Below are 17,775 nucleotides of genomic sequence, written 5' to 3' on the forward strand. Positions count from 1 at the left end.
TTCATCATGAAACTAAAGTTGTTATTCCTATTAATATTTTTCTCTTTTAGGATTTCAGCACAGGGAACTATAAAAGAAAAATTCGATTATGAAGTAATTTATAAGTTGTCTTTTAAATTAGATTCTACTCTTGTTAAGCCCGAAAGTGAATATATGATGCTTTATCTGGGAAAAGATTATTCATATTATATAAGTAGGGCTCAAAATTTTGCAGATCAAATAAAAGTAAAGGGAAACTCTGGCAGTACATCCAAAAATGCCTTAACCAATTTTCATTATCAAATTTTAAAAGAAATAAAAAACGATAGGTTATTTTATATTCATACAATCGCTGCAGATCGATTTTATTTTGGACAGGATAAGAATCTCTTCAATTGGCAAATAGAAACAGAAACCAAAGAAATAAAGGGATATAAAATCCAAAAAGCCATTACAAGCTTTGCAGGGAGAGATTATGTGGCATGGTTTACTCCAGAGGTTCCAATCTCAGACGGACCTTATAAATTTAATGGTTTGCCGGGATTAATTTTAGAGATTTTAGACGTTGAAAGTGAATGGAATTTTGAATTTGTCGGTTTAAAAAAGCTATCTCCAAAACAGGATTTTCAATTAAAATTTAATCAGATTATAAAAACAAGTCCGGCCGAATTAAAAGCAACTAACCTTCGTTATCTCAAAGATCCTTTTACTTATGTAAATGATCCAAATATTACTATTTCGCCAGAAGTTCATAAGAAATACATCGAGGCTTTTACGAAAATGCTTGAAAAAGAAAATAATCCCATAGAACTGGAATAGCATGGAAAAAATCCTCTTCATAATTCTATCAATATTCGTTCTTTTTGCAGGCTATTCTCAAACTGAGATTACGGGACAGGTTTTAGACGATAAAAGTAAAAAGCTTAGTGGCGCAACGGTAATGATCAGTAAAGATTCGGTTTCTTCGATTCTTGCTTATGGAATTTCAGACGCCGATGGAAAATTTAAGGTAACCGTGAAAAGTGAGAGTGAATCCTTATTTTTAAAAGTTTCTTACATTGGTTTTGCTACATTCGAAAAAACTATTCTCAATAAAGCGCAACAATTAGTAGTGGAACTTTCGCCTTCTTCTGAGGCTCTAAAAGAAGTAATCGTAAAATCTGAAATTTTACAGCAACGCGGTGATACGCTCAGTTTTTCTGTAGCTGCTTTTAAAGGTAAAAATGACCGGGTAATTGCAGATGTGCTAAAGAAAATTCCAGGAATCGAAATTCGACCAAATGGGGGGATTTATTACAAAGATGAGCCAATCCAGAAATATTATATTGAAGGTTTAGATATGTTGGAAGGGCGTTACAATCTGGCCAATAATAACCTTTCGGCCGATGCGGTTTCTAAAATCGAAATTCTAGAAAACCATCAGCCGGTAAAGGTTTTGGATAGTTTAGAGTTTTCAGAAAGAGCTTCGATCAATATAAAGCTCAAAAAAGATATCACGTTTAGCGGAACAGCAACCGCTGGGATCGGTGCGGCGCCTTTGCTATGGCAAGCTAGAGTAACGCCCATGGTATTTACTAAGAAAAGGCAGGCAATAGTTACCTACCAAAGTAACAATACTGGCGTAGATGCCTCTGGTGAAGTTCTTAATTTTTCACAGAACTTCTATGGAAATAATTTTGATATTGATAAAGAAAATTGGGTTTCGATACAAAATGTGTCGCTACCTCCATTTTCTTCCGAGCGTTGGCTGGATAATAATGTTCATTTACTTTCGGGAAATATTTTACAGCGTATTAAAAAAGATTTAGATCTAAAATTGAATATTTCTTACCTTAATGATTATCAGCAACAGGATGGTAGTACCCAAACACGCTATTTTACTCCTACAGATACGATCGATGTCATCGAAAATACGAATAACGATATTTTTATAAGTAAGTTGGAAGGAGAGCTTACTTTAGAGAATAATGCTGATAAAAATTATTTTAAAGATCAATTAGCCTTTAATGGATCCTGGAATGCTAAACGCGGTTTAATAGATCGTCCTGATACACGAATAATGCAGCAGATGGGCAATCCTTTCTTCGGAATTAAAAACGATTTGGGCCTGCTTAGAACTGTAGGAAAGCAATTGATCACTTTTACTTCAAATACAGGTTTTGCTGAAAATAATCAGGATCTTTTAGTAAAGCCGGGACAGTTTGAAGCCATTTTTAACGATGGTGAGCCTTATGAACAGCTTCAGCAATTAGTTTCAACCAGAAAAATATACACCGATAATTCGGCCGGCTTTACCAAAGCGTTAGGGAAATTTACCATAGCACCAAAATTTGGATTTTCTATCCAGAATCAGCAATTAGATACCGATATTTTTCTGGAAGATGGAGAAGAGGTTTTGGATGCTGATTTTAAAAACAGAACCGAATTTGTAGAATCTTCAGTCTATTTTAAAAATTCTTTCAGATTTAAAAGTAAAGATGAAACCTGGAATTTGAGTTTAAGTACGCCGTTAGAGTTTAAAAGTTTTCGTTTAGATGATGATAATTTTGAAGAAACCAGGGAGTTGGATCGGCTGATTTTTGAACCTTATTTTTCTATGAATAAAAAACTTTCTGCTTATTGGGATGCAAATGCTTCAGCAGCCTTAAGGTATGATTTTGGAGAACTTCAGCAATTATATTATGGCTTTTTATTAAATGGATATCGAAATCTAAATAGGTATAACGCCCCAATTTCCGAAGAAACAAGACAAATTTATAATGCCGGGCTGGGGTATCGAAATCCCTTAAAACAGTTATTCTTAAGCGCATCTTATTCTTATAATTATTCTGAAAATAATTTGCTGTACAGTTCTAATATTGGTGAAAATGGGACAACAATTTTAGAAGCTGTAGCTTTAGATAATAACTCCGATAATCATAGTTTTAGAGCTGGTGGAAGTAAGTATTTTAGGAAAATGAAAACAACGCTTAAATTGAATACTTCTTATAATTTATCAAAACGTCAGCAGCTTTTAAATAATACGCTGGCCGAAGTAAACACAAGAAGTTTAAATTTTCGGGGAAGCCTAGATGCTGAAATTTCCAGTTGGTTAATTGCGAATTATTCGGGTAATTATACTACTTATACTTCAGGTTTCGAAGATGGAGATTTTCAAACAATAGAAACTCATCAACATACGCTCGATCTTTATTTTTATCCAAAGGACAACCAATACCTAAGTGCGGGAGGCGAATATTATGGCAATTCTTTATCTGAAAATGGCACCAATTATTTTGTGAACCTAGGCTATCAGTTTACTTTTGAGAAACCTAAAATGGATCTTAACATTAGCTGGCGAAATATTTTAAATACAGATACCTTTATTAATGCGTATAATAACGAGTATTATTACGTGCAAAGTAGTTATCGATTACGGCCATCGCAGGTGTTAGCCACCTTAAAATTTACCTTGTAAAATGACAAATTTCGTCAAAGAAGCCTGTGTGGAATCTTTAGAAGAAGCCTTAAAAGCTGAAACACTTGGCGCAGACCGAGTAGAGCTGTGCGCAGACTTGTCGCAAGATGGAATTACTCCTGAAAGAAATGTTATTGAAAAGGCAAAAGCACAATTGAAGATTCCGTTTCGCGTGATGATTCGTCCTCGTGGAGGCGATTTTGTATATTCTGAAGCCGAATTTGAAGTAATGAAGCAGGATATCTCATTTTGTAAAGCAATTGGAGTAGAAGGAGTTGTTTTTGGAATCCTAAAAGAAGATAACACTTTGGATTTAGAACGAATTTCAACTTTGGTAGCACTTTCTAAACCATTAAAAGTAGTAATCCATAAAGCCATTGATGAAACACCAGATATTTTAAAAGCTACTGAAGAATTATCGAAAATCGATGGAATTTCTACAATTTTAAGTTCAGGTGGAAAAGCGACAGCAAAAGAAGGAATTTCAACTTTAAAAAATATGATTGCTGTTTCCGGTAATAAACTGGAAATCATGCCGGCCGGCCGGGTTACAAATAAAAATTTAGACGAAATACATAAAAGTATCGGTGCGCGGGCCTATCATGGTCGCCGAATTCTTGGTGCATTTTAATATTTTTTTATAATTTAGCTAATCCAAACGTTTTTTATATGAATACTGAGCAGAAAGGAAAACCAGAGGCTAAATTAAGAACAGCAGTTCTAATTATTCTGGCAATCGTTGTTTTTCAGATAATTATGGATTGGAGTGATTTTAAGGCCGGGCTATTAGGTGCATTTCTACACTAAGCAAAGAAGGTCTTAAAATTTGCTAATTTCTTCGTTATGAAACTCGTGAATTTCAGTAGGCGAGTTATATCAAAATTAAAATAGGTCTTTTCAGTAATTAGCAGAAATCTGTCTTTTCGAGATAGTATTTTCAAAATCAATTTTTATTCTAACACTCGCAGAATATCTTGATACTTAACAATGAATAGCTGTTTTGTAGATTTCTGATTTTTATTTTCTAAAATGGAATTTCCATCTTAAAAATTCAGCATAAAAAAAGCTGCCTTAAATGAATAAGACAGCTTTTAAAATTATTGGGTTTGTGATGTGATTACATCATTCCTGGCATTCCACTACCCATTCCTTGTGGAGGCATTCCGCCACCAGCATTATCTTCTTTGATATCGATCAAAGCACATTCTGTAGTTAAGATCATTCCAGATACAGAAGCTGCGTTCTCTAAAGCAACACGAGTCACTTTCTTAGGATCGATGATACCAGCTTTCATCATATCTACATAAGTATCTGTTTTCGCATCGTATCCGTAATCTTTATCACCTTCTAATACTTTGTTGATCACAACAGAACCTTCGCCACCTGCGTTAGAAACGATCGTTCTTAGTGGAGATTCGATAGCACGAGCTACGATTTGGATACCTGTAGCCTCATCTGCATTTTCTGTAGCGATAGCGTCAAGAACAGCTTTTGCTCTTACTAAAGCTACACCACCACCGGCAACGATTCCTTCTTCCACAGCTGCACGAGTTGCATGAAGTGCATCATCTACACGGTCTTTCTTTTCTTTCATTTCAACTTCTGAAGCTGCACCAACGTAAAGAACTGCAACACCACCTGCTAATTTAGCAAGACGCTCTTGTAGTTTTTCTTTGTCGTAATCTGAAGTTGTAGTTTCGATCTGAGCTTTAATTTGGTTAACGCGCTCTTTAATTGCGTTATCGTCACCAGATCCATTTACGATCGTTGTGTTGTCTTTATCGATAGCTACTTTCTCTGCAGTACCTAGCATATCGATAGTTGCATTTTCTAAAGAGAAACCTCTTTCTTCAGAAATTACAGTACCACCAGTAAGAATTGCGATATCTTCTAACATTGCTTTTCTACGATCACCAAATCCTGGCGCTTTTACAGCAGCAATTTTTAAAGAACCTCTTAATTTGTTTACTACTAAAGTTGCAAGTGCTTCACCGTCTACATCTTCAGCAATAATCAGAAGTGGCTTTCCAGATTGAGCTACCGGCTCTAAAACTGGCATAAGATCCTTCATAGTAGAGATCTTCTTATCGAAAAGAAGAATATAAGGATTCTCAAGATCAGCGGTCATTTTCTCACTGTTCGTTACAAAGTAAGGAGAAAGATATCCTCTGTCGAATTGCATACCTTCTACAACATCTACATAAGTATCTGTTCCTTTAGCTTCTTCTACAGTAATAACTCCTTCTTTACCAACTTTTCCAAAAGCTTCAGCGATCAATTCACCAATTAGGTCATCATTGTTTGCTGAAATAGAAGCTACCTGCTTAATTTTTTCTGAAGAATCTCCAACTTCCTGAGTTTGCTCAGATAAGTTCTTAGTTAAAGCTTCTACTGCTTTATCGATCCCTCTTTTAAGATCCATTGGGTTTGCACCAGCAGCAACGTTTTTAAGTCCTTCTTTTACGATAGCCTGCGCTAAAACAGTAGCAGTTGTAGTACCGTCACCCGCAAGATCGTTAGTTTTAGAAGCTACTTCTTTTACCATTTGCGCTCCCATGTTCTCTAGCTCGTCATCTAATTCGATTTCTTTAGCTACAGAAACACCATCTTTTGTTACTGTTGGAGCACCAAAGGATTTACTAATAATTACGTTACGACCTTTTGGTCCTAAAGTTACTTTTACTGCATTTGCAAGAGCATCTACACCGCGCTTAATACCGTCACGTGCTTCGATGTCAAATTTTATATCTTTTGCCATTTTATTATAAATTTTAGTAGCCGAAAAATTCAGCTAAAAATTGGTTAATTTTAATTACGATTGAATTTGAGAAAGAAATTATACGATCGCTAGGATATCGTCTTCTCTCATGATAAGATAATCTGTACCTTCTAATTTAAGTTCGGTACCGGCATATTTGCCATAAAGAACCATATCACCAACACTAACAGTCATATCATGATCTTTGGTTCCTTTACCTACTGCCACAACTTTACCTCTTTGAGGTTTTTCTTTTGCAGTCTCTGGAATGTAGATACCTGAAGCTGTTTTAGTCTCAGCTGCTACAGGCTCGATAAGAACTCTGTCTGAAAGCGGTTTAATGTTTAGTCCCATTTTCTTTAAATTTATTTTGATTAATTAATTTTTAAATACTCGATTCTGAATATTTCGAAAATTATGCCACTCAAAAAAAGCTGACATTAATAAATAAAAAATGCCAGCTTTGTGACAAGCTGGCATTTTATTATAAAAATGGGTTTATTTTTTACTGAGCACTATCTGTAGCTGGAGCAGTTAGAGTTTGCTCGTTTTGCTGTGCTGGTGCAGGATCTGCTTCTGGTAAAGCATTTTCTACTTCGTTCTCATCAAAGATCTTAGAATCTCCAAAACCGCTGCTGCCATCCATAATAGAAACATTACTTATTAGGATAAGTACTAATAGAACGGTTGCTAATGTCCATGTACTTTTGTCTAAAAAATCGTTTGTCTTTTGTACACCACCAATTTGTTGACCGCCGCCACCAATAGAAGATGATAAACCGCCTCCTTTAGGATTTTGCACCATGATAACTACCACTAGCAAAAATGCTACGATAACTATTAAAACTAAAAAAATTGTGAATGTGCTCATTCTTTATCTGTATTATTTTCCTGTAATTTTTCGATTGCCCGAATTTGGTCTGCAAAGAAACCACTTTTTTCGGGATTTTTCAAAATTAAAATTTTATATGCCTGAATGGCTTTTTTGTAGTTTTTTTGTTCTAGGTAAACCCGTGCTAAAGTCTCTGTCATTAAGGCTTCGGGTGCCGGGCTAGAGAGATCTGGAGCAGTTGCTTTTGGTGAAGATTTAGCCGGTTTTATTTTTGGATTCTTAGAAATAAAACGGTCGATAATGTCGAATTTCTTCTGAATATTTTCTGGGGCGTCTTCTTCTTTTTTAGCTTGTTTTTGCTGCTCAAGAGGTTTGGCAGAAGTTAATCTAAGCCATTCTGAAAAGCTATGTGATTCTGCATTATTAAATTGTAGTGGTTTGCCAATTTTTAGTTGTTCTTCTGGTAACTCTTCTTCGCTTTTCTTGTTTTTTGAACGCTCAAAAAGCTCAGGATCCATCACCTTGTCAGATTCGTCCTGCTTCATTTGTATAGCTTCATCAATCGCCATACTTTTTTTGCCTAAAACTTCTATTGGTTCGTAAACCTCAAGATTGTTAAGTTTTTCCTCCTGTTTTTTAATTTGATGCGCTATGCGATTTTGGTTAAAATCGATAGAGCTTATGTATTCAAAAAGGATTTCACGGTCGGTAGTAAAAGCCGCAGTTTTTCGTAAAGCCGAATTATAAGATGGGCTATCTGCATCTTTAAGGCCTTTTAATCGAATTGCACGTGCCGCCTGAAAGTAAGGAGCATTGATAAGAATATCTTCCAAAGCACGAGTTTCCTGTGGGGAAACCTCCTCGGGATGTTCTAATAAATATGTGAAATTCTTTAAATCCATAGCTAATTTTACCAGTCGGTTAAAGCTGCATTAAAGATATCCTGTGTTATCCTGTCGTAAATTTGTTCTATTGCTGTATCTAAGGTAGAGCCAATTAACTGTTGACCAGCCGGATAATCATAATAGAAAGAAAAACGCCTGTCGAAATTTTTTTCAGGATCTAGCGTGTTATAAAATCTTACTTGAACCGCAATTGTTAGCCTGTTTTGTGCCGCTGTGTTTTGCGCAGTCGCCGTCATTGGGGCGATGTAATAATCGATAATTTCCCCTTCAAATATCAAATCGCCGTTATTATTAGTTAAGGTAAGATTTGTTTGGCTTTGGATAAGATCCTGTAAGTTAAGCTTAAAGGTTCTTTCGATTCCCGGTTCTATTAAATTTGCAGTGTTCTGGAAATTATTTACCTGAAATGTTTCTTCATCACCTTGGGATACCCCGGTAAAAGAATAAATACCGCAGGAAACTAGCGTTAAAACACTAAAAATCGATAAAATAAGTCCTAATTTCTTCATAGGTATAGATCGTAAATTTCGCTGTTTTTAGAACGAAATTCAGTAATTATAAATTGTATTGCTTGATCTTACGATAAAGTGTTCTTTCGCTAATCCCTAATTCTTCAGCCGCAGCTTTACGTTTTCCGTTATGGCGCTCTAGCGATTTTTTGATCAGTTCTAACTCTTTATCCTGAAGTGACAGGGTTTCCTCTTCTTCGATCTCTTCAGCAAAGTGATATTTGTCTTTTTCAGACAGATTTTCTGGCTCTGGAGATTCATATTCACTTCTGCTACTTTGTTGCGGTATTTGAAGTACTTCAAGATTATCGCTATCCAGATCCTCTACATTAAAATCTTCAGTGTCCTCGTCTCCATTACCGTAGATCTTTTGAATAAGCCCTTCATTTTCATCACGAACTTCCTTAGAATTGCCTTCCTGCATTAATTTTAAGGTAAGTTTTTTAAGATCGTTAAGGTCATTTTTCATGTCAAAAAGAACCTTATAAAGGATCTCTCTTTCATTACTGAAGTCGCTATCCTTTTTCTTATCTGAAATTACCGCCGGCAAATTGCTGCCCATATCTGGCAAATATTCTTTAAGCTCTTTACCATTAATTGAACGATCCTGCTCTAGAACTGAAATTTGTTCAGCAATATTTCGAAGCTGACGAATATTCCCACCCCAGTGATATTTTTGCATTAAAAGTACGGCGTCATCTTCTAATCTGATGGTTGGCATTTTATATTTTAAAGCAAAATCTGAAGCAAATTTTCTAAATAATAGATGGATATCGCCTTTACGTTCGCGAAGTGGTGGTAAATGAATTTCTACCGTGCTTAGGCGATAATAAAGATCTTCTCTAAATTTTTCTTTTTTGATCGACTCGAACATGTTTATGTTGGTCGCGGCAACGATACGAACATTTGTTTTTTGAACTTTAGAAGAACCTACTTTGATAAATTCTCCGTTTTCCAAAACACGCAAAAGTCTTACCTGGGTTGGGAGTGGCAATTCACCAACTTCATCTAAAAATATGGTACCGCCATCGGCAACTTCAAAATAACCGCTTCTTGTTTGGGTAGCGCCTGTAAATGCTCCTTTTTCGTGACCAAAAAGTTCACTATCTATAGTTCCTTCAGGAATAGCTCCGCAGTTTACAGCAATATATTTACCATGTTTACGATGCGATAGCGAGTGCACTATTTTAGGGATACTTTCTTTACCAACACCACTTTCCCCGGTTACTAGTACCGAAATATCTGTAGGAGAAACCTGGATGGCTTTTTCTATCGCTCTATTTAGTTTTGGGTCGTCGCCTATAATACCAAAACGTTGTTTTATAGCCTGTACTGATTCCATTTAAGGTGTGTGCTATTTAGTGTTATTGATTTGTTGTTAAATTTGAAACCTTAAATTTTAGATTCAATTATTCTCACTATATCCAACAGCTTCACCAATTAGTGTCGCACTGGTGCAATCGTTAACTTTTACATTTACAAAATCACCAACTTTGTAGTTCTCTTTAGGGAAAACTACTACGGTGTTTTGAGTATTTCTACCACTCCAATGTGCATCAGATTTCTTAGAAGCTTTTTCGATAAGAACTTCAACGGTTTTTCCTAAGAATTGCTCAGTTCTATATTTACTATGTTCCTGCTGAAGAGCAACAATTTCAGATAGCCGTCTTTTTTTAGTTTCTTCAGGTATATCATCTTCAAATTTTCTTGCAGCCATGGTTCCGGGTCGTTCAGAATAAGCAAACATAAATCCGAAATCGTATTTTACATATTTCATTAAAGAAATAGTATCCTGGTGATCTTCTTCGGTCTCGGTAGGAAAGCCGGTAATAATATCATGCGAAATTCCACAATCTGGGATGATTTTTTTGATATTATCGATAAGACTGAAATATTCTTCACGGGTGTGAAGACGATTCATCTTTTTAAGCATTTTATCACTACCACTTTGTACTGGTAAATGAATGTAATTGCAAATGTTGCGGTGAGCGGCCATTACTTCTATAACATCTAAGGTCATATCCTGTGGATTGGAAGTAGAAAAACGAATTCTCATTTTTGGCTGTGCTTCAGCAACCATTTTTAGAAGTGCAGCAAAATTAGTAGCCGTAGCTTTTTGCATTGGCGTCGCATCCTTAAAATCTTTTTTAAGTCCGCCACCATACCATAGATAACTATCTACATTTTGCCCTAATAAAGTGATTTCTTTATATTCTTTAGTTGCAAGATCATTAACTTCTTCGATAATACTTTGCGGGTCACGGCTACGCTCTCTACCACGAGTAAAAGGGACCACGCAAAAAGTACACATGTTATCACATCCACGGGTGATCGATACAAAAGCAGAAACTCCGTTTGTTTGTAAACGCACCGGCGAAATATCACCATAAGTTTCTTCTTTAGAAAGAATTACATTTACAGCATTTCTTCCTTCTTCAACTTCATTGATAAGATTAGGAAGATCTTTATAAGCATCTGGTCCTACGACCAGGTCTACGATTTTTTCCTCTTCAAGAAATTTACTTTTTAGTCGCTCTGCCATGCAGCCTAAAACCCCAACTTTCATGTTTGGGTTTGTACGTTTTACGGCGTTATATTTTTCAAGACGTTTTCTTACCGTTTGTTCGGCTTTCTCTCTAATCGAGCAGGTATTTACCAAAACAAGATCAGCTTCTTCTAATTGCTGGGTAGTGTTGTAACCTTCTTTAGAAAGAATAGAAGCTACAATTTCACTATCACTAAAATTCATCTGGCAACCATAAGATTCTATAAAAAGCTTACGCTTATTTTCTGTCTTTGGCTCCATTACCAGGGAGTTCCCCTGTTGCTTTTCATCAATAATCTTCTCCATAATGCTTTACTAAGCTAAGGTAATTAGGTGGCAAAGATACGTTTTAAGGTTCTTGTGACAAAGTGGCAGTAAAATTTTTTAAAATTTTTACGCAACCTTTTATAAAATCGGACATCTAAAAGATGAAAACCAATAAAAAAGGCCTGGCTTTTTGGTATTAAATGATTAAAATTTTTTAGGAAAAATTGAGAAGGGAGAAAGATTTTGAAAAAGGGGAAAAGAGTGAAACCCCCGATCAATGCTAACAAAGTCAATAAAGAATATAACACCTATGAAATAATTCTGCCTAATGATGACTGTTACCGATCGGGGTAAACACTAGTTGTAATTTGGTATAAAGATAATAAAATCAATCTATTAAGTTTCTTAATTACGATTGTTATTTATGTTTGGTTTATTTTTGCATGCCCGCCTCGTTGCGGGCATGTGATTTTTGTGTAAAATACTTTCAAAATAAGGCTCAATAGCTTATAATACTTCTAATTTAAAACCTATTTAATAAATCATTTATTAGGTTAAAAAAAAATTGATATACTTTTGCACTTACAAAAATGTAAACTATGGCAAAAAATTTAGTGATCGTGGAGTCTCCTGCCAAAGCAAAAACGATTGAAAAGTTTTTGGGGAAAGATTATAAGGTGGCTTCAAGCTTTGGGCATATAGCAGACCTACCTACCAAAGAGTTAGGAGTAGATACAGAAGGAGATTTTTCTCCTAAATATATCGTCTCTAAAGACAAGAAAGATGTAGTAAGAAAGCTTAAAGGCTTAGCGAAGGATGCTGAAATGATCTGGCTCGCAAGTGATGAGGATCGTGAAGGGGAAGCTATCGCCTGGCACCTGGCCGAAGAATTGAAGCTTAAGAATGATCGCACCAAGAGAATTGTTTTTCACGAAATCACAAAATCTGCCATTTTAAATGCGATCGAAAACCCAAGAGGTATAAACTATAATCTTGTAAATGCGCAGCAGGCAAGAAGGGTTTTAGATCGATTAGTAGGTTATGAACTTTCGCCCGTTTTATGGCGTAAAGTAAAAGGAGGACTTTCTGCCGGAAGGGTGCAAAGTGTTTCAGTAAGATTAATTGTGGAACGTGAGCGTGAGATCGAAGATTTTACTCCGGAAGCTTCCTATAGAATCGATGCTGAATTTGCTAATGCTGAAGGTAAAACTTTTAGAGCTAAACTTCCTAAGAATTTTGATACTAAAGAAGAAGCAGAAGCTTTCTTAAATGATAATTTAGGAGCCGATTTTAAAGTTGCAGATCTTACAAAAAAGCCTGCGAAAAAATCACCGGCGCCACCCTTTACAACTTCTACATTACAACAGGAAGCCTCAAGAAAATTATATTTTTCTGTAAGTAAAACGATGACTTTGGCGCAACGTCTTTACGAAGCCGGTCATATTACTTATATGAGAACAGATAGTGTAAACCTATCTGATGATGCAAGAAAAGGAGCGAAGCGTGAGATCCTTAAAGCATACGGAGAAGAATACGCTAAATCAAGACAATTTAGGGGTAAAACTAAAGGAGCGCAGGAAGCTCACGAAGCAATTCGTCCAACTAATTTTGCGAGTCACAGCGTTAAAGCAGATCGTGATGAACAGCGTTTATACGAATTGATCTGGAAACGAGCTATTGCTTCACAAATGTCTGAGGCGCAATTGGAGCGAACCAATGTAAAGATCGAAGCGAATAAACACGATAAACTTTTTACCGCTAATGGTGAAGTATTGAAATTCGAAGGTTTTTTAAAGGTTTATTTAGAGGGAAGTGACGACGAAGATTCTGAAGAGCAAAGCGGAATGCTGCCAGATATGAAGGTGAATGAAGAGCTTCAGAATATTTTTATAAATGCTACTGAACGTTTTACGAGACCGCCTTATCGCTATACTGAAGCATCTTTAGTTAAAAAGTTAGAAGAGTTAGGGATAGGTAGACCATCTACTTATGCGCCTACGATTTCAACTATTCAGAATAGAAATTATATAGAAAAAGGTTCTGTTGATGGAACAGAACGTGAATACACTCAATTTATCCTTGAGAACGGGAAAATTTCAGAAAAGAAATTAAGCGAAACCGTAGGGAGTGATAAAGGAAAATTAGTACCCACTGCAGTAGGAAAGGTAGTAAATGATTTTTTAGTGAATCATTTTTCTAATATTCTTGATTACAATTTCACAGCAAAAGTAGAGCAAAGCTTTGATGATATTGCTGAAGGAAATGAAGAATGGACAAAAATGATGAAGGATTTTTATACCGATTTTCATCCCCATGTCCAGGATGTTGCAAAGAACGCAGATCGTGAAGTTGGAGAGCGAATCCTAGGAGAAGATCCTGAAACTGGAAAGCCGGTAAGTGTGCGTTTAGGGAAATTTGGACCAATGGTTCAGATAGGATCTGTAGAAGACGATGAAAAGCCAAAATTTGCAAGTTTAGGTCCAGATCAAACCTTAGATAGTATTACTTATGAAGAGGCGATGGATCTTTTTCAACTTCCGAAGGAATTAGGTGAATATAAAGGAGAAAAAGTAGAGGTAAATAATGGCCGTTATGGACCTTATGTGAAATTCGGTAAAAAATATGTCTCTTTAGAAAAAGGGGAAGATCCAATGAGTGTTGATTTTGATCGCGCTATGGAGCTTATCAAAGAAAAAGAGAAAGCAGATGCTCCTATTTATGAATATGAGGATATGCCTGTTCAAAAAGGAGTCGGTCGTTTTGGTCCTTACTTAAAATGGAATGGTATTTTTATTAATGTGAATAAAAAATACGATTTCGATAATTTGTCTGATGAGGATATTGTAGAACTTATCGAAGATAAGAAGCGTAAGGAGCGCGAGAAGATCATTAGCAATTGGGAAGAAGAAGGAATTAGAGTCGAGAAGGCCAGGTGGGGTAGATCTAATGTTATAAAAGGTAAGACAAAAGTTGAAATGCCTAAAACAGTAGATGCTACTAAGATTACTTTAGAGGAAGCAAAAGAGATCATAGCTAAAAAAGCGCCAAAGAAAAAAGCGGCTAAAAAGACTACTAAAAAGAAGACAACTGCTAAAAAAACGACTAAGAAAACAACGAAGAAAACTTCCAAAAAATAACTGAATGGAATTGGATTTTTTAAGTCCTGTAAGTGATGAGTTGATAAGTTATGCTGAAGCTTTGAGTCAGCATAGTATTGGTGCAAAAGCAAAATTTAATTCGGTTTTAAACGGCTTGCCAGATCTAACTGATGTTCAGATCGCTATAGTTGGAATTCGGGAAAATCGTTTAGCTGAATCTTATGAAGACGAACTTTTGAATTTCGACGGAATAAGAAAGGCTTTTTATAGTTTGTTCCCGGGGAATTGGCATGTGAATATTGCAGATCTTGGAGATATCCAGCAGGGAGATAGTGTAAAGGATACCTATTTTGCTGTAGAAAAAACGGTAGCCGAATTAGTGAAAATGGATGTTATTCCGGTTTTACTCGGTGGTTCACAGGACCTTATTTATGCACAGTACCGTGCCTACGATACCTTAGACGAAATGGTGAACCTTGTAAATGTAGATGCAAGATTTGATCTTGGAGATGCAGAACAGGTAATCTCTAATAAATCTTATGTTTCTAAGATCATAGTAAACGAACCTTACAATTTATTCAATTATTCTAATATTGGATATCAAACCTATTTTAATTCTCAGGATGAAATAGAGTTGATGGATAGATTATTTTTTGATGCTTATCGTCTGGGTGAAATTAGTAATGATATTTCACTTATCGAACCCATAATGAGAGCGGCCAATTTAGTTAGTGTAGATTTAAATTGTGTGGATTCTGGATCTCTGGGAACTACATTTTTTAGATCGCCAAATGGATTTAATGGTAAAGAGATCTGTGCAATTTCTAGATATGCCGGCTTAAGTGATAAGGTAAGTTCTTTTGGAGTTTTTGAATATAATTCATCTTTAGGAGAATTGTCTAATATGTTGTTAGCGCAGATGATCTGGTATTTTGCTGAAGGTGTTAACTACAGGAATAACGAGAATACTTTAGCGGCAAAACAGGAATTTATTAAATATCAGGTGCCAATTGATGATGATGTACTAGTGTTTTTTAAAAGTCCGGTTAGCGGTCGGTGGTGGATCGAAATTCCGTACGTAGCAGATGCTAATACTAAATTAAAAAGAAGCACGTTATTACCATGTAGTGAAGAAGATTATTTGGAAGCCTGCAATCAGGTTATTCCAGAAAGATGGTATAAAGCAAAAAGAAAAAACGAAGTTTAATAGACTTTGGCCAAGCCTATATATATTGTAATTTTCTTAAAACTATTGTTTTTTAGAAAATAATTAGATAGGTTTACTGCCTTAAATTGAGATGTCTTAACCTAAAAAGTATTATGAAGAAAATTGTTTCGCTGGTTGCTGTTCTTGCTTTAATCTACAGTTGTGGAAGTAATGACAGAGGGCAACTTGTAGGTGCGGAAGGAAAAAGATGGAACCCTGAAGAACCTTTTGGGATGGTGTTGGTCCCGGGAGGATCGTTTATTATGGGGAAGTCTGATGATGATATAGCAGGACAACTAAATGCTCCGCCAAAGACGGTTACAGTCAACTCATTTTACATGGACGAAACCGAAATTACGAATTCTGAATACCGCCAATTTGTAAATTACGTCAAAGATTCAGTTGTGCGCGTTATGCTTGCAATGGAAGCAGAGCTTGAAGGAGCTACTCCAGGTGCAGATGGTATTGGAGAGTATGCTTTTGCAGATGCAGATGAATCAGATCTTACTCCGTATCAGCAATATATGCTAGAGACTTATGGTACAGGAGGAGAAATGGATGCCTATGAAAACCGTAAATTAAATAAAGATATAGATATTGAGTGGGATACTGAAGATTATCCAGATGTAGCCTATGCTCGAGTAATGGATCAATTATACATTCCGCAGGAAGATGCTTTTAACGGAACCAGAACGATAGATGTAAAGCAACTAAAATTTAAGTATAGCTGGATGGATGTTCAGGCTGCAGCGAGAGGAACAGGTGAACGTCGTGATTATGTAAAAACTGAAGTTGTTGAGGTATATCCAGATACTGCAGTTTGGATCAAAGATTTTAATTATTCTTACAATGAGCCTATGCATAACGATTATTTTTGGCATAGTGCTTTTGATGATTATCCTGTAGTGGGAGTTAACTGGAAACAAGCCAGAGCTTTTTCACAATGGAGAACAAAATACAATAACGACTTTCGTAAATCCAGAGGAGATAATAATGTTCCTCATTACAGATTACCTACTGAAGCAGAATGGGAGTATGCCGCACGTGGAGGTTTAGAAGGAGGAACTTACCCATGGGGAGGTCCTTATACTAAAAATGATCGTGGATGTTTTATGGCTAACTTCAAGCCTTTAAGAGGTGATTATGCTGCAGACCAAGCTTTATATACTGTTGAAGCAAAATCTTTTGATCCTAACGGATATGGATTATATAATATGGCTGGTAACGTGGCAGAATGGGTTAACTCTTCTTACGATGCTTCATCTTATGATTATATGTCTTCTATGAATCCTACCGTAGATGATTATGAGGATCCTAGAAAAGTAGTAAGAGGTGGATCTTGGAAAGATGTGGCTTACTTCTTACAGGTGTCATCGAGAGACTACGAGTATGCAGATTCAGCAAGAAGTTATATTGGTTTTAGAACAGTGCAGGATTATCTAGGTAACGACGTGCCACTTAACCAACAAACGCCTTCAAATTAGAATAACCAACAACCCCCTAAATAACAATCTAAAAAACTTAATCATTATTTATTATGGCACAATCAAAAACTAGAGCGAAAATTATGAATATGGTATACGGTATTGGTGCAGCCGTAGTTATCATTGGAGCGCTTTTTAAAATTATGCACTGGCCTTTTGGTAACGAGATGTTGATAGCTGGTCTTGTAACTGAAGCATTTGTTTTCCTTGTATCTGCTTTTGAACCTGTGGACGAAGGATACGATTGGTCCCTTGTTTATCCAGAATTAGCACAGGGAAGTGCAGCGATCACATCCCCAAGAAAAAAAGAAACAGTGATCGAAGAGACTAAAGATGCACAGGGAATGCTTTCTAAGAAACTAGATGAAATGTTACGCGATGCAAAAGTAGATGCTTCGTTAATGAGTAGTCTTGGAGATAGTATAAGGAACTTTGAAGGTGCTGCCAAAGGTATAGCGCCAACTGTAGATGCCATGGCATCACAGAAAAAATATAGCCAGGAATTAACAACTGCTGCAACTCAAATGGAAACTCTAAATAGTATATATAAAGTTCAGGTAGAATCTGCATCTAAGCAAGCTGAAGTTAATAAGGCTGTGGCTGAAAATGCTGGCAAGCTTAAAGCTGAGATGGATTCTCTAACTGAAAACTTAGCTTCTTTAAATGGAGTTTATGGTGGTATGCTTACTGCTATGAATGTACAAAGAAGAGCTTAATTTTTTTGATACTTTATA

General features: G+C 36.1%; 15 protein-coding genes. 8 read left to right on the forward strand and 7 right to left on the reverse strand.

Features of this window, described 5'->3' with window-relative positions:
- Positions 1-6: 6 nt before the first annotated feature.
- Genes BM201_RS05015 through BM201_RS18090 form a run of 4 tightly spaced genes read left to right on the forward strand, consistent with a single transcriptional unit; the run spans position 7 to position 4,243 of the window.
- Entirely contained in the window at positions 7-798 is a 792-nt protein-coding gene (locus BM201_RS05015; RefSeq protein ID WP_092540253.1) for a GLPGLI family protein, read from the forward strand.
- A gap of 1 nt (position 799) precedes the next feature.
- Positions 800-3,436 (forward strand): carboxypeptidase-like regulatory domain-containing protein, encoded by a 2,637-nt coding sequence (locus BM201_RS05020; protein ID WP_092540254.1) that lies wholly within the window; start codon positions 800-802, stop codon positions 3,434-3,436.
- Position 3,437: 1 nt separating this feature from the next.
- Positions 3,438-4,067: a copper homeostasis protein CutC gene (locus BM201_RS05025; protein WP_092540255.1), complete on the forward strand. Its 630-nt coding sequence runs from the start codon at positions 3,438-3,440 to the stop codon at positions 4,065-4,067.
- 38 nt (positions 4,068-4,105) lie between these two features.
- Positions 4,106-4,243: a hypothetical protein gene (locus BM201_RS18090; protein WP_175486981.1), complete on the forward strand. Its 138-nt coding sequence runs from the start codon at positions 4,106-4,108 to the stop codon at positions 4,241-4,243.
- 310 nt (positions 4,244-4,553) lie between these two features.
- On the opposite strand, the gene groL is transcribed toward BM201_RS18090, so the two are convergent.
- The 7 genes from groL to miaB all read right to left on the reverse strand — a co-directional run bounded on the left by groL (position 4,554) and on the right by miaB (position 11,291).
- Positions 4,554-6,194: a chaperonin GroEL gene (groL, locus tag BM201_RS05030; protein ID WP_092540256.1), complete on the reverse strand. Its 1,641-nt coding sequence runs from the start codon at positions 6,192-6,194 to the stop codon at positions 4,554-4,556.
- 78 nt (positions 6,195-6,272) lie between these two features.
- Positions 6,273-6,548, reverse strand: a complete 276-nt coding sequence (locus tag BM201_RS05035; RefSeq protein WP_092540257.1) for a co-chaperone GroES — start codon at positions 6,546-6,548, stop codon at positions 6,273-6,275.
- 151 nt (positions 6,549-6,699) lie between these two features.
- Positions 6,700-7,065: a preprotein translocase subunit SecG gene (gene secG, locus BM201_RS05040; protein WP_092540258.1), complete on the reverse strand. Its 366-nt coding sequence runs from the start codon at positions 7,063-7,065 to the stop codon at positions 6,700-6,702.
- Positions 7,062-7,928, reverse strand: coding sequence for a hypothetical protein (locus BM201_RS05045; protein ID WP_092540259.1), 867 nt, complete (start codon positions 7,926-7,928; stop codon positions 7,062-7,064). The genes secG and BM201_RS05045 overlap by 4 nt, the downstream gene beginning before the upstream one ends.
- Positions 7,929-7,936: 8 nt before the next feature.
- Positions 7,937-8,440 (reverse strand): LPS assembly lipoprotein LptE, encoded by a 504-nt coding sequence (gene lptE, locus BM201_RS05050; protein WP_092540260.1) that lies wholly within the window; start codon positions 8,438-8,440, stop codon positions 7,937-7,939.
- Between the two features lie 46 nt (positions 8,441-8,486).
- Positions 8,487-9,782, reverse strand: a complete 1,296-nt coding sequence (locus tag BM201_RS05055; protein WP_092540261.1) for a sigma 54-interacting transcriptional regulator — start codon at positions 9,780-9,782, stop codon at positions 8,487-8,489.
- Between the two features lie 63 nt (positions 9,783-9,845).
- Positions 9,846-11,291: a tRNA (N6-isopentenyl adenosine(37)-C2)-methylthiotransferase MiaB gene (gene miaB, locus BM201_RS05060; RefSeq protein WP_092540262.1), complete on the reverse strand. Its 1,446-nt coding sequence runs from the start codon at positions 11,289-11,291 to the stop codon at positions 9,846-9,848.
- Between the two features lie 560 nt (positions 11,292-11,851).
- Here miaB and topA point away from each other — a divergent pair.
- From topA to porL, 4 genes are all read left to right on the forward strand, one after another.
- On the forward strand, positions 11,852-14,389 hold the full coding sequence (gene topA / locus BM201_RS05065) for a type I DNA topoisomerase (protein ID WP_092540263.1): 2,538 nt from the start codon (positions 11,852-11,854) through the stop codon (positions 14,387-14,389).
- 4 nt (positions 14,390-14,393) lie between these two features.
- On the forward strand, positions 14,394-15,557 hold the full coding sequence (locus BM201_RS05070) for a formimidoylglutamase (protein ID WP_092540264.1): 1,164 nt from the start codon (positions 14,394-14,396) through the stop codon (positions 15,555-15,557).
- A 113-nt stretch (positions 15,558-15,670) separates the two neighbouring features.
- Positions 15,671-17,041, forward strand: a complete 1,371-nt coding sequence (porK, locus tag BM201_RS05075; RefSeq protein WP_092540265.1) for a T9SS ring complex lipoprotein PorK/GldK — start codon at positions 15,671-15,673, stop codon at positions 17,039-17,041.
- A gap of 53 nt (positions 17,042-17,094) precedes the next feature.
- Positions 17,095-17,757 (forward strand): type IX secretion system motor protein PorL/GldL, encoded by a 663-nt coding sequence (gene porL / locus BM201_RS05080; RefSeq protein WP_092540266.1) that lies wholly within the window; start codon positions 17,095-17,097, stop codon positions 17,755-17,757.
- Positions 17,758-17,775 lie beyond the last annotated feature (18 nt).

Source organism: Zunongwangia mangrovi (assembly GCF_900112105.1).
GTDB classification, from domain to species: Bacteria; Bacteroidota; Bacteroidia; order Flavobacteriales; family Flavobacteriaceae; genus Zunongwangia; species Zunongwangia mangrovi.

Bases quoted from the DNA above. Each gene is read 5' to 3' on its own strand.
- BM201_RS05015 (WP_092540253.1), top strand. From the start codon at position 7: ATGAAACTAAAGTTGTTATTCCTATTAATATTTTTCTCTTTTAGGATT.
- BM201_RS05020 (WP_092540254.1), top strand. From the start codon at position 800: ATGGAAAAAATCCTCTTCATAATTCTATCAATATTCGTTCTTTTTGCA.
- BM201_RS05025 (WP_092540255.1), top strand. From the start codon at position 3,438: ATGACAAATTTCGTCAAAGAAGCCTGTGTGGAATCTTTAGAAGAAGCC.
- BM201_RS18090 (WP_175486981.1), top strand. From the start codon at position 4,106: ATGAATACTGAGCAGAAAGGAAAACCAGAGGCTAAATTAAGAACAGCA.
- groL (WP_092540256.1), bottom strand. From the start codon at position 6,194: ATGGCAAAAGATATAAAATTTGACATCGAAGCACGTGACGGTATTAAG.
- BM201_RS05035 (WP_092540257.1), bottom strand. From the start codon at position 6,548: ATGGGACTAAACATTAAACCGCTTTCAGACAGAGTTCTTATCGAGCCT.
- secG (WP_092540258.1), bottom strand. From the start codon at position 7,065: ATGAGCACATTCACAATTTTTTTAGTTTTAATAGTTATCGTAGCATTT.
- BM201_RS05045 (WP_092540259.1), bottom strand. From the start codon at position 7,928: ATGGATTTAAAGAATTTCACATATTTATTAGAACATCCCGAGGAGGTT.
- lptE (WP_092540260.1), bottom strand. From the start codon at position 8,440: ATGAAGAAATTAGGACTTATTTTATCGATTTTTAGTGTTTTAACGCTA.
- BM201_RS05055 (WP_092540261.1), bottom strand. From the start codon at position 9,782: ATGGAATCAGTACAGGCTATAAAACAACGTTTTGGTATTATAGGCGAC.
- miaB (WP_092540262.1), bottom strand. From the start codon at position 11,291: ATGGAGAAGATTATTGATGAAAAGCAACAGGGGAACTCCCTGGTAATG.
- topA (WP_092540263.1), top strand. From the start codon at position 11,852: ATGGCAAAAAATTTAGTGATCGTGGAGTCTCCTGCCAAAGCAAAAACG.
- BM201_RS05070 (WP_092540264.1), top strand. From the start codon at position 14,394: ATGGAATTGGATTTTTTAAGTCCTGTAAGTGATGAGTTGATAAGTTAT.
- porK (WP_092540265.1), top strand. From the start codon at position 15,671: ATGAAGAAAATTGTTTCGCTGGTTGCTGTTCTTGCTTTAATCTACAGT.
- porL (WP_092540266.1), top strand. From the start codon at position 17,095: ATGGCACAATCAAAAACTAGAGCGAAAATTATGAATATGGTATACGGT.